This window comes from Flavobacteriales bacterium (assembly GCA_016716605.1).
Lineage (GTDB): Bacteria > Bacteroidota > Bacteroidia > Flavobacteriales_F > PHOS-HE28 > PHOS-HE28.
The window spans coordinates 3,416,912-3,428,794 of record JADJWA010000001.1; the positions used below are offsets into that span (position 1 = coordinate 3,416,912).

13 protein-coding genes are annotated in these 11,883 nt (G+C 60.5%); 9 read left to right on the top strand and 4 right to left on the bottom strand.

The window, feature by feature from the left end; all coding sequences use genetic code 11:
• The first annotated feature begins 47 nt into the window (after positions 1-47).
• A complete protein-coding gene (locus IPM12_13875; GenBank protein ID MBK9148892.1) occupies positions 48-578 on the top strand; it encodes a hypothetical protein in 531 nt (176 codons plus the stop codon).
• Between the two features lie 101 nt (positions 579-679).
• Here the strand turns inward: IPM12_13875 and paaK are convergent, their stop codons facing one another.
• Positions 680-1,777 (bottom strand): phenylacetate-CoA oxygenase/reductase subunit PaaK, encoded by a 1,098-nt coding sequence (paaK, locus tag IPM12_13880; protein ID MBK9148893.1) that lies wholly within the window; start codon positions 1,775-1,777, stop codon positions 680-682.
• 143 nt (positions 1,778-1,920) lie between these two features.
• On the opposite strand from paaK, the gene paaA reads away from it, so the two are divergent.
• The 6 genes from paaA (at position 1,921) to IPM12_13910 (ending at position 6,664) form a co-directional block, all read left to right on the top strand.
• On the top strand, positions 1,921-2,862 hold the full coding sequence (paaA, locus tag IPM12_13885; GenBank protein ID MBK9148894.1) for a 1,2-phenylacetyl-CoA epoxidase subunit A: 942 nt from the start codon (positions 1,921-1,923) through the stop codon (positions 2,860-2,862).
• A 68-nt stretch (positions 2,863-2,930) separates the two neighbouring features.
• Positions 2,931-3,224 carry a 1,2-phenylacetyl-CoA epoxidase subunit B gene (paaB, locus tag IPM12_13890; GenBank protein ID MBK9148895.1) on the top strand — a complete coding sequence of 98 codons (294 nt, stop codon included), beginning with the start codon at positions 2,931-2,933 and terminating at the stop codon, positions 3,222-3,224.
• Positions 3,225-3,283: 59 nt separating this feature from the next.
• Complete coding sequence (gene paaC / locus IPM12_13895; protein ID MBK9148896.1) at positions 3,284-4,036, top strand: phenylacetate-CoA oxygenase subunit PaaC; 753 nt, start codon at positions 3,284-3,286, stop codon at positions 4,034-4,036.
• Positions 4,037-4,160: 124 nt separating this feature from the next.
• Positions 4,161-4,583: a hypothetical protein gene (locus IPM12_13900; protein ID MBK9148897.1), complete on the top strand. Its 423-nt coding sequence runs from the start codon at positions 4,161-4,163 to the stop codon at positions 4,581-4,583.
• A 93-nt stretch (positions 4,584-4,676) separates the two neighbouring features.
• Entirely contained in the window at positions 4,677-5,162 is a 486-nt protein-coding gene (gene paaJ, locus IPM12_13905) for a phenylacetate-CoA oxygenase subunit PaaJ (protein ID MBK9148898.1), read from the top strand.
• A 44-nt stretch (positions 5,163-5,206) separates the two neighbouring features.
• Positions 5,207-6,664 carry an HD domain-containing protein gene (locus IPM12_13910; GenBank protein MBK9148899.1) on the top strand — a complete coding sequence of 486 codons (1,458 nt, stop codon included), beginning with the start codon at positions 5,207-5,209 and terminating at the stop codon, positions 6,662-6,664.
• Here IPM12_13910 and IPM12_13915 read toward each other — a convergent pair.
• Together IPM12_13915 and IPM12_13920 are read right to left on the bottom strand one after the other, a co-directional pair.
• Positions 6,661-7,995, bottom strand: coding sequence for a glycosyltransferase (locus IPM12_13915; protein ID MBK9148900.1), 1,335 nt, complete (start codon positions 7,993-7,995; stop codon positions 6,661-6,663). The two genes, IPM12_13910 and IPM12_13915, sit on opposite strands and share 4 nt — an antisense overlap.
• Positions 7,996-8,089: 94 nt before the next feature.
• Positions 8,090-9,124 carry an NAD-dependent epimerase/dehydratase family protein gene (locus tag IPM12_13920; protein MBK9148901.1) on the bottom strand — a complete coding sequence of 345 codons (1,035 nt, stop codon included), beginning with the start codon at positions 9,122-9,124 and terminating at the stop codon, positions 8,090-8,092.
• Positions 9,125-9,236: 112 nt separating this feature from the next.
• Between IPM12_13920 and IPM12_13925 the strand changes: the two genes are divergently transcribed.
• Both IPM12_13925 and IPM12_13930 read left to right on the top strand, forming a co-directional pair.
• Positions 9,237-9,842, top strand: a complete 606-nt coding sequence (locus IPM12_13925) for a hypothetical protein (protein MBK9148902.1) — start codon at positions 9,237-9,239, stop codon at positions 9,840-9,842.
• A gap of 209 nt (positions 9,843-10,051) precedes the next feature.
• A complete protein-coding gene (locus IPM12_13930; protein ID MBK9148903.1) occupies positions 10,052-10,639 on the top strand; it encodes a T9SS type A sorting domain-containing protein in 588 nt (195 codons plus the stop codon).
• 51 nt (positions 10,640-10,690) lie between these two features.
• Here the strand turns inward: IPM12_13930 and IPM12_13935 are convergent, their stop codons facing one another.
• Positions 10,691-11,866: an MBL fold metallo-hydrolase gene (locus tag IPM12_13935; protein MBK9148904.1), complete on the bottom strand. Its 1,176-nt coding sequence runs from the start codon at positions 11,864-11,866 to the stop codon at positions 10,691-10,693.
• Positions 11,867-11,883 lie beyond the last annotated feature (17 nt).

The following is an 11,883-nucleotide window of genomic DNA, read 5'->3' on the forward strand; positions in this document are numbered from 1 at the left end:
CCCGCCCCTTCGCCCCTCCGTATCCACGGCAGCATTCCAGCACACCCATGAACCGACTCATCGCAATCGCCCTGCTCACCGCCTGCGCCACGGGCGCTGCATCAGCGCAAGCCCCACGCAAGACCAAAGGCAAGCTAGTTGACCGGCGCGACCAAGCCGAAGGCTGGTACGTCCCCGTTCATGGGCATGTGACCGTCGATGGCAAGAAGGCTGACAGCTTCGAGATGATCCTTTACAAGGACAATGCGGAGTTGGGCAAGCTGGAAGGCAGGAACGGCCGCTTCGAGCTAGAACTCGACATCGACCAGTTCTATACGCTCCGCATCACCCAGCAAGGCCGGCAGGAGAAGATGCTCTACTTCGACACCAAGCTCCCCCCGGACCTGGTGAGGTACCCCGATTACGAGTGCTTCGTGAACCTGCAAGCGCCGCTGGCAGATGGTACGGACCCCTTCTACACGGATTTCCCCTCAGCAATCGTCCGCTATGATGAGGCCATGGGCGGCTTCTACCACAGCGAGCATTACCTCTCGCATATCCAGACCAGGCTCGCGGGGGTCTCCAGCGCCACGTTCTAGCAACGCACATCCTCCCTCCGGCCTAACAGAAACAAGCGAACAAGGCCGAGGAACAGCAAGGCGGGCCCGTAAGCCCGCCTTGATCTTTCCAAAAGCGCCGATCAATGCTGGTCGTAATCGATCACCACGCGCTGCGAGCGTGGATGGGTCTGGCAGGTGAGCACGTAGCCCTGTTCCACCTCCTCGTCGGTGAGCGCGTAGTTCATTTCCATCTCCACCTGCCCCTCGACCACGCGGGCCTTGCAGGTGCAGCAAACCGCACCCTTGCAGGCGTAAGGCACATCGAGCCCGGCATCAAGTGCGGCATCGAGCACAGCATCGCCATTGGCCTTCACTTTCAGCTCATGCTCACGGCCATCCATGATCACCTTCACGTCGGCTACCCCGGTGAAGGCCGTTGAGGTGGCGTGGGTGGTCTCCTTCTTGGCTTCGGTGCTCACCGGGGTGCCGAAGAGCTCGATATGGATGCGCTTCCTATCCACCCCGAGCTTCTCCAACGCCTCGCTCACATTCACCATCATCTGCTCCGGCCCGCAGATGAAATACTCATTGGTGTTGCTGTCCGCCACGAATCGCTTCACCAGTTCCACCGCCTTCTCCATGGTGATGCGCCCGTTGAAGAGCCTGTCCTCATCGATGCCCTTGCTGAGGATGTGATGCACGCCCAGCCGATCGCCGTGCAGCGCCTTCAGCTCATCGAGGCGCTGGCGGAAGATGATCCGGTCCACATCGGTATTGCCATAGAAGAGCGTGAAGCGGCTCTTCGGTTCGGTGCGCAGCACGGTCTTAAGGATGCTGAGGATGGGCGTGATCCCGCTGCCGGCCGCGAAGGCCACTATCTGGCGCTCCTTGGCGGGATCCAAGGCGGTGGTGAAGCTGCCCATGGGCGACATCACCTCGATGCTCATGCCGGGCTTCAGCTTGTCAACGAGCTGGGTGCTGGCACGGCCATTCGGCACCTTCTTCACCGCGATGCGGAAGCGCTCGTGATCAAGCGGGCTGCTGCAGATGCTGTAGGAGCGGCGCAGCTCCTCCCCGTTCACCATGAGCTTCAAGGTGACGTACTGCCCGTGCTGGAATGCGAATTCACTCCGCAGCGAGGGCGGGACATCGAAGCCCACCACGATGCAGTCGGGGGTCTCCTGATGCACTTCGGCGACGGAAAGGGAGTGGAAGTGGGCCATACGGGTGCTGCTCATGCTGAAGGCGGGCAAAAATAGAAGCGGTTGCGCTGGCAGGAGCCCGATGAACAGATTGACCGCCCGTATCGTTCGGAAGTGACGGGAATCAGGCTCGCATGGAGGACCGCCCCTACTTTCGCAAACCGTAATCGCATGCCCCAATGACCGAAGTGAGGAACCTCGAGGATCTCTTCCAAGCCAAGATCGACGCCGAGCAGAAGATCGAACCGAAGGACTGGATGCCGGACGCCTACCGCAAGAACCTCATCCGGCAGATCAGCCAGCATGCGCACAGCGAAGTAGTGGGCATGTTGCCCGAAGGCAATTGGATCACTCGCGCACCCAGCCTGAAGCGCAAGGCCATCCTGTTGGCCAAGGTGCAGGACGAAGCCGGACACGGCCTATACCTATACAGCGCTGTGGAGACCATGGGCACCAGCCGCGAGCAGACCATCGACGACCTGCTGAGCGGCAAGGCCAAGTACAGCAGCATCTTCAACTACCCCACCCTGACCTGGGCCGACATCGGCGCCATCGGCTGGCTCGTGGACGGTGCGGCCATCATGAACCAGGTGATGCTCTGCAGAACCAGCTACGGCCCTTACGCCCGTGCCATGGTGCGCATCTGCAAGGAGGAAAGCTTCCACCAGCGCCAGGGCTATGAGATCATGGCCGTGCTGGCGAAGGGCTCACCCGAGCAGAAGGAAATGGCGCAGGATGCACTCAACCGTTGGTGGTGGCCCAGTCTCATGATGTTCGGCCCCACGGATGCGAACAGCCCGCACAGCGCGCAGAGCATGAAGTGGAAGATCAAGCGCCAGAGCAACGACGAATTGCGCCAGACCTTCATTGATCGCACCGTGCAGCAGGCTGAAGTGATCGGCCTTACGATCCCCGATCCGGACCTGAAGTGGAACGAAGAGACCCAGCACTACGACTGGGGCGCCATCGACTGGACAGAATTCAACAATGTGGTGGCCGGCAATGGACCCTGCAACAAGGAACGCCTCGCGGCTCGCAACAAGGCCCACAACGAGGGTGCATGGGTGCGAGACGCCGCCGTGGCCTACGCCGCCAAGAAGGCCAAACGAAAAGCTGCATAATTCACGATCGAAGCACCCGTAGCGTCGACCCACTGGGTCGACCTACCACCCGATACCACCGGACACCAATGAGCGAGAATCCGAACAACTGGCCCCTCTGGGAGATCTTCATCCAGAGCAAGCGCGGCCTCGATCATAAGCACGTAGGCAGCTTGCACGCGGCTGATGCAGACATGGCCATCGAGAACGCCCGCGATGTGTACACGCGCCGCAACGAAGGCAACAGCATCTGGGTGGTGAAGAGCGAGCACATCCACGCCAGCCGGCCGGAGGATGCTGAGAGCTTCTACGACCCGGCGGATGACAAAGTGTACCGGCATCCGACCTTCTACACGATGCCTGAGGGCGCGAAATACATCTGATCCACAGCAACGATCTCCGGCCTTACGATCGTACGGGCCGGAAATTTCCGGCCCCGACAATGAGCCAAGCACTCGTCACCTACACCCTCCGCCTCGCGGATGACCTCCTCATCCTGAGCCAACGCCTCAGCGAGTGGTGCGGTCACGGGCCCATCCTGGAGGAGGACATCGCCCTTACCAACCGTGCCCTGGACCACCTCGGCGAAGCCCGCAACCTCTTGACCTACGCCGGGCAGGGGGAAGGCAAGGGACGCACCGAGGACGACCTCGCCTACCTGCGCATGGAGCGCCACTACACGAACGTGAAATTGGTGGAGCAGCCCAACGGCGACTACGCCCACACCATGGCGCGCAGCTTCCTCTTCGATGCCTACCACCTGCCGCTGATGCAAGCGCTCACCAAGAGCACCGACGCGCAGCTCGCGGCCATCGCGGGCAAGAGCGTGAAGGAGGCCACCTACCACCTACGCGCCAGCAGCGAGTGGATCATCCGCTTCGGGGATGGGGCGGAGGAGAGCCACCAACGCGCCCAAGCCGCCCTCGACGACCTGTGGACCTACATCGGCGAACTCTTCGAAAGAGATTCGGTGTTGGAGGAGATGACCAAGGCGGGCATCGCCCCGGACATCGCCGCCATCAAGGAAAGCTGGAGCAAGACGGTGGACCAGGTGCTGGCCGAAGCCACGCTGAAGCGCCCCGCCGATGCCTTCATGATGACCGGCGGCCGCAAGGGCCTGCACAGCGAATACATGGGTTTCATCCTGGCGGAGATGCAGCATGTGACGCGGGCGTATCCGGGGGTGGCGTGGTAGGAATTGAACCGCAACGACGCGACGACGCAACGTGCAGAATCAAATGCGACTGCTAATCGGATCCGTTTTCGCCTTGGGCATGAGTAATGGTGCATGCTTCGGGCAAGTCACGGACCTGATGGTCGTGAAGGCCTTCGCCGAGAACTACGCACCAGACAGGGAAAGCCCAGCTCAACTTGAAGATGTGCCAGCAGAGGTGGTGCTAGCCTTCGAGAAACTGAGGAAGAGCGATCAATCTTCCTGCGAGAAGTATTTGGCCTTGGTCTTCGTCAAACTATACCGGTCGCATCTCGAATGCTGTAACCAGTCCTACGAGTTGCGGACCAAGCCCTCAAGCGGCATTGACAAGACGGCGGATCCGCTCCTCTTTGTGTTCAATAGCATCACGAAGCAGTTCGATGCCAGCAAGCCTATCGAGTTCATCTCATCGGGTGTGCCATACAAATGGGTCAAGATGCGATCATACCTGCTCAATGATGCGGCGATCAAGAAGGAGGTCGCCATCATAAAAGTGAAACAAACCGAGATCCTCAAAGGGAAGATCTGATGGCAAGGTCTCCCTCCACAATAAATACCTGTTGGGTCTTGATTCGTCGCGGTTCCGTTGCGTCGTTGCGTCGTCGCGGTTGAATACATTCCCATGATCACCAAACACCGCATCCTCGAGCTCCTCGACTACGTGAAGGACCCGGAGATCCCGGTGATCAACGTGCTGGAGTTGGGCGTGGTGCGCGGCGTGGAGGTGGAGGAGAGCGGCAAAGCCATCATCACCATCACCCCTACCTACACCGGCTGCCCGGCCATGGACGTGATGGCGGCCGACATCAAGAAGGAACTGCTGGAGGCCGGCGTGCCCGAGGTGGAAGTGAAGATGACCCTCGCCCCCGCTTGGACTACCGACTGGATCACCGACGAAGGCAAGCGCAAGCTGAGGGAATACGGCATCGCCCCGCCGGAAAAGAGCGCCGACATCCGCGCGCTGAAAGGCGAACAACCCGTAGTGGCCTGTCCGCAGTGCGGCTCGAAGAACACGGTGTTGCTCTCGCTCTTCGGCAGCACGGCTTGCAAGGCGCTGTGGAAGTGCCAGGATTGTCTGGAGCCGTTCGATCAGTTCAAGTGCTTGTGAGCCGGCCGACCCTCTCCGCCTGAGGCCGCTACTTTCGCCGCCCGATGCCTACCGGGCGCAAATACACCGTTGATCCCGAACGTCTCGATGGCGTCACGGTCGAACCGCTCTTCGCAGCGGTGGCGGCGGAAGCAGCGCATCAGGACATTCCCGCTTTCGCGATTGGCGGTTATGTGCGGGACAGACTCATCGGCCGTCCATGCAAGGACATCGACTTCGTGGTAGAGGGCGATGGGATGGCGTTCGCCGAGGCCGTGGCGCAGCGCCTCGATGCCGGGCAGGTGCATGCCTTCAAGAATTTCGGGACAGCGATGTTCATGTTCGGCGACCACCAGGTGGAGTTCGTGGGCGCTCGCAAGGAGAGCTACAGCCGCAATAGCCGCAAGCCCGAAGTGGAGCCGGGCAGCATCCAGGACGATCAGGAGCGCCGCGATTTCACCATCAACGCGCTGGCCATCTCACTTAACCAAGGGAGCCTCGGCGCGCTGGTGGATCCCTTCGGCGGCATCCTTCATCTCGACCAAGGACTGCTGCGCACACCGCTCGATCCGGACATTACCTTCAGTGACGATCCGTTGCGCATGCTGCGGGCCGTGCGCTTCGCCAATCAGCTCGGCTTCACCATCGACCCCATCACCTTCGAGGCGATCAAGCGGAACGCGAAGCGATTGGAGATCATCAGCGCCGAGCGCATCCACAGCGAGCTGAACAAGATCATCGGCTGCGACAGCCCGAGCCAAGGCTTCATCCTCCTTCGCGAGAGCGGCCTGCTGGCGGAGTTCTTCCCCGAATTCCTGGAGCTCGCAGGCGCCGAGGAGAAATTCGGCATCGGCCACAAGGACAACTTCTACCATACGCTGCAGGTGCTCGACAACGTCTGCGCGAAGAGCAACGACCTCTGGCTGCGCTGGGCCGCCATCCTGCACGACATCGCCAAGCCCGCCACCAAGCGCTTCGAGCCCGGTCATGGCTGGACCTTCCACGGGCACGAGGACAAAGGCGCACGCATGGTGCCCAAGATCTTCCGCCGCCTGAAGCTCCCCCTGGATGAGCAGATGAAGTTCGTGCAGAAGCTCGTGGCGCTCCACCTGCGGCCCATCGCCCTCACCAAGGAAGAGGTCACCGACAGCGCCATCCGCCGACTGCTCTTCGACGCTGGTGACGACATCGACGCGCTCATGATCCTCTGCCGCGCCGACATCACCAGCAAGAACGAGAAGAAGAAGGACCGCTACCTGCGCAACTACGAGCTCGTGATCCAGAAGCTCAAGGACGTGGAGGAGAAGGACCGCGTGCGCAATTTCCAGCCGCCCATCACCGGCGAGGACATCATGCGGGCATTCAACATCCCGCCCTGCAAGCTCATCGGCGACATCAAGACGGTGATCAAGGATGCGATCCTCGATGGACAGATCCAAAATGAACGTGAGCAGGCCTGGGCACTGATGGTCGAGACGGGCCGCAGGCTGGGATTGGACCTCAAAGCCTCACCTCATCTCTAGCCCGCCAGCACTGCCTTCGCGTAGTTCGCCCAGCTCATCGTCTTCGTGGCCTCCACCACGTTCTCTCGGGGAATTGGCCTCTCAATGCTGGCCTTCATCACACGCACCATGTCGGCGACGTCCTTCGGATCGGCGAGGTAGCCATTGAAGCCGTCGGTGATGGTCTCAGGGAAATGCCCCACGCGCGTGGCCACGGCAGGCAGCTTGAAGTTGTAGCTGAGGCTCTCCACGCCGCTGGGCGTCGCGGTCTCATAGAAGAGCACGATGGTATCCGCCACTTGGAAATAGGGCGGCACCTCCTCATTCGGGATGAAGCGGTCCACCACCAGCGTACGGTCCTTCAACCCCAACTTCTCGATCATCGCCAAGGGATCGTAGTTGCGCTCGTCGTCGGATTTCTTCAAGAAGAGCTTCTTCAGTGTGCCGAATACGGCGTTCTTCAGCTTCGTGCTGAGCTTGCTTTGATCCACCGTGTGCCAGAAGCGCTCCCCAACGATCATCAAACTCACGTCATCGCGCTGCTTGGCCAGTTCCGAAAAAGCCTCGATGCAGTAATGAAGCCCTTTGTACTTGCGGATGAAGCCAAAGAAGAGGTAGACGTGCTTGCGTAATCCGTGCTGCGCTTTCCAGGATTCCTTGTCGAAGGATGGATCGGGCTTGAAAAGGGAGTAGATGGGGTGGTAGAGCTTGAGGATGGCCTTTGGTCCCAGGTCTTTGGTCCCAGGTCCATGGCCAGTTCCTGCCATAGACCTGGGACCTTGGACCAAAGACCGCGCCTCCGAGCGCCCATCCAACGTCATATCGAACTTCGTCTCTGGCATAAGCGCCTTCAGTTCCTCCGCCGTCTTGTACGCGTGAACGATGAAGCTGTGCCCGTGCCGAAGGGCCATGCGCGTGAGCCGCGCGTCGAGGCTGCTTTGTTCCTTGGCAGCCACGAAGTGCAGGTCGAAGAGGATCTCGGCTTGCGTGTGCTTGCGCAGGTACTTCGCGATGGTATTGAGCGGGATGCCCTGCGTGGGGTTGTACCACTGGATGATCACCTTGTCCGGATTCAGTGCGGTGATGGCCTTCGCGGTCTTCCACCAAGTGCCGGGAGCGTTCCAGTTGGTGAGGTAATGCACCTGGATGTCGTAGCCCTCCAGGAAGTCGCTGCGGCTGGCCTTGTCCACGAACTCGCGCGGGATGATCGCGGGATACTGCTGCGTCCAGCTGACGATGGTGACCTGCGCGCCCTCATCCTTCAGCGAACGCGCTAACGCCGTGTTGTACTGCGCGATGCCGCCTTTGAACTTGGGGCCTGGGCCGAAGCAGATAATGTGCGGGGAATTCATCGGGGCAAATGGCGAATGGTCAGTGGCGACTGGAGCGGCTCTTTGGCATGCGGCATTTTCCATTCACCATTCGCCAAATTCCATTCACCTGCGATCAGATCTTCTTCATCGCCGCCTCATACACCCTCCGCATCCCTTCTTCAATGGAGATCTTCGCCTTCCACCCCAGGTTCTCCTCCACCCACGTCATGTCGCAGTAGCGGCTGTGAACACCAACGGGTTTGTCAAGCAAGGGCTTGATGGTGGGCTTGTAGCCAGCGAAGCCGGTGAAGACCTCGATCAGTTCCAGGAAGCTGGTGAGCCTGCCCATGCCGATGTTGATGGCGCGGCCGTCGCTGATCTTATCCATGGCCAGGAGCGTGAGGTCGAGCACGTCGTCGATGTGGACGAAGTCACGGCCTTGTTTGCCGGTGCCCCAGACCTCGAACGGGTTCTCCTTTTTCGCAGCGCGCGCGGCGATAGCGGGCACGGGGTAGCTGAGGTCCTGATCCTCTCCATATCCGCTGAAGGGGCGGATGCAGGTGACGTGCACGCCGTAGTGGCTGGCCGCGATCTTCGCCAGGAACTCGCCGGTGAGCTTGCTCCAGCCATAGGTCATGTCAGGCTCGCCCATCCGCCTGAAGTCGATGTCGCTTTCCTTCAGCTGAAGCGTGTTGCTCTCGGTCTGCAGGTCGATGGGGTATGCGGCGCTGCTGCTGGGGTAGAGGAATCGGCGCGGTTTGTTGCGGCAGACATAGAGGAACATCTCGGCATCGATGCTGAGGTCCTGCGCTACGAGCATGGGGTCGCCATCGATCTTGCTGCGCCCGCCTACGATGGCCGCGAAGTGGAAGATGTCGTCGAATAGGGCCACATTGAGGCCATAACGCTTCTGGAAATATTGCGGGTCCTTGTTCAGTTCGCGCAGCACATCGCGCAGGTCGGCCTGGATGAAGAGCAGGCGCTCATCGTCGCCGTAGATGCGCAGCTCCCGGTGCTCGAAGTTGAGCGGCTTGCCGATCCAGGTGTCGGGGTGGGTGCCCACGCTGAGGTCGTCGATGAAGAGCACTTTGGCCCCTTGGGCATAAAGGCGCTTGACCATGTTGCGGCCCACGAAGCCGCAGCCGCCGGTGACGAGGTGTGTAGCCATGAGCGGCAAAGATGGGTGCGTAGCCTGAGCTTGATGCTTGCAGTGGATTTGGCACCTCCAGCGCTCCCGACCTTGGGGACCCCGCTGCACGGCCATTGATACCTTGGCCACCATGGAAGAAGAGCAAAGGCAAGTGCCGCCGGTTATCGAGAAGCAGGAGACCCCCAAGCTGCCCCCGGTGCGCTACGAGGATGTGGACCCCTATACGGCGGACCATCGAGATTATCTGCTGATCCAGAGCCGGGTGAACCTGATGGCCATCAGCCAGATGAGCGACCTGAAGGCGAACCTGATGCTCACACTGAGCGCAGTTCTGCTGCAGTTCGCCCTTAGTAAGGTGAGCGACCATGCGCTCACAGGACCCAAAGCCCACTATTGGGTCATGGTGATCGGCGCGTTGGTCACCATTCTGCTCTGCGCGTACGCCACCCTGCCCAAGGCACCATCGATGAAGCAGCGGATCAAAGAGAACGGTCCTTTGCCCAAAGGCTTCAATCTGCTCTTCTTCACTTCCTTCATCACCCTTACTCCGGAGGATTACAAGCAACGCATGCACATGGTGCTCTCGTCGCCCCCGCGCACGCACGATGCGATCCTGGACGAACTGCACTCGCACGGCCTCTATATCGCACGCTCCAAGTACAGGCCGCTGCGAATGGCCTACATCGTCTTCCTGCTCACCTGGGTGATAGGTGCCATCCTTTACGCCATGGCGTGATCAAGTCCGAATCCCTACGAGTCGGAATGATTGGGCCTTCGAATCCGCACGGCCTACCGCATGTCTTGATGCGAACGGATCCATGCCGAGCGCAAGGGACGCGGGGCTCCGAGGATGCCGTCGGATCTTGCCCAGGGATTCGCAATTTCGCCATCGCGGCAACGAATCATGTGCTTGCCGTGTCTAATGCACCAAACACCGATCCCTTCATGAGAACACTCGCCGCTTCGTTGCTCCTGCTTCCAGCCTTCATGGTGCAATCGCAGGTCATCAACCAGTCGAACTTCACCTTCAACCCCAACCTGCTCACCGTACAGGCTGGGACGGAGATCACGATCAATATTGGCGCTCCGCACACGTTCACACAGGTGAGTGAGGCCACGTGGAATGCCAACGGCAACACGCCGCTCGGAGGCGGATTCAACTTCAACGCAGGCACGCACCAGCTCACGCTCAACACGCCAGGCACCTACTACTACGTGTGCGTTCCGCACGCCAGCATGGGCATGAAGGGTCGGATCGTGGTGGAAGTGAATACCGATGTAGCCGATGCTGAGCCTGTGCCCCAGGTGCTTGTCTTCCCGAACCCGGCCGATCGCTTCTTGATCATGGAAGGCGCCATAGGAGGCGCGGTGGCGCAGCTCTTCGATGCGCAAGGCCGCGAAATCCTTCGCCAGATCATGGCCACTGATGGCCGTTTGGATGTTGCTGCGGTGCCTGCCGGCGCCTATGTGCTGCGCCTGACGGATCAGCGAGGGGACCTGCTTACCGAGCAGCGCGTTGTGATCGCACATTGAGCCACCTTTCCTTGGGTATTGAAGCGCCGCTCCCCGGAGCGGCGTTTCGCTTTAGCGCACCTCCTCCCACCAGCGCTCGCTCAGGTTCAGGTCGGGCCCATTCACGATGCGGCCGATGCGCGGCGTGAGCAACTTGACGCCGTGCTCCGCAGCCTTGGCCGAGACCCGTTCGATGGGCTCCTTCCACGCGTGCATGGCCAGGCTGAACTTGCCCCAGTGGATGGGCATGAGCACCTTCGCCTTCACATCCAAGGCGGCTTGAGCGGTCTCCTCGGGCATCATGTGGATATTGGACCAGCGCTCGTTGTAGGCACCGCATTCGAGCAAGGCCAGATCGAACGGCCCGAAGCGCTCACCCACTTCCTTGAAGGTGGGGGAATAGCCGGAGTCCGCGCCGAAATAGACCTTCTTCCGCTCGCCCTCGATCACCCATGAGCCCCAAAGCGTGCTGAAGCGATTGGTCATGCCCCGTCCGCTGAAGTGGCGCGACGGCGCAAGCGTGAGCTTCACCGACCCCAGCGCCACGCCCTCCCACCAATCCTTCTCGGTGATGGAACCAGCGGGCACGCCCCAATGCTCCAGGTGCGCGCCCACGCCGAGCGGCGCGATGAAGTGCTTATCCTTCAATTGAAGGATGGTTTCATGGTCGAGGTGGTCGTAGTGATCGTGCGAGAGCAGCACCACATCGACCTGCGGCAAAAGATCAACCCGCATGTGCTGCTGGTAGTTGAAGCGCTTGGGCCCGGCGAAGCTGAAGGTGCTGGCACGCTCGCCGAACACCGGGTCCGTGAGGAAGGTGATGCCATCAACCTTGATGAGCAGCGACGAATGGCCGAACCAGCAAATGGCGATCGCGCTGTCGAGCACCGCCGCCCATGCTGCCGGATCGAACTCAACGGTTGGGATTGAATCCATCGGCTCGCGCCCTTTGCCGCCCTTCGCGAATTCCCACAACACACCGAGCATAGTGCCAATGGGCATGTCCATATCCGTCTCCATCAGGTTCTGGAACTTGCCATCAACCTGATTGGGAGAGAGCTTGATGCGCTCCAAGCGCCCGCCTACGGGATTGGCGCCGATGCGCGGAGCGAAGGAGAAGTAGAGCAATAGGGCGAGGCCCAAAGCAGCCAGAAGGCCGAGCAGTATCCAGAGCATGCGTTGGATGAATCGCAAGAGGTGAATGGAGAAAGGTCCGGCGCAAAGGTCCGGACCCCTCCCCTTTCCCATCCACCGCAGCCACCACC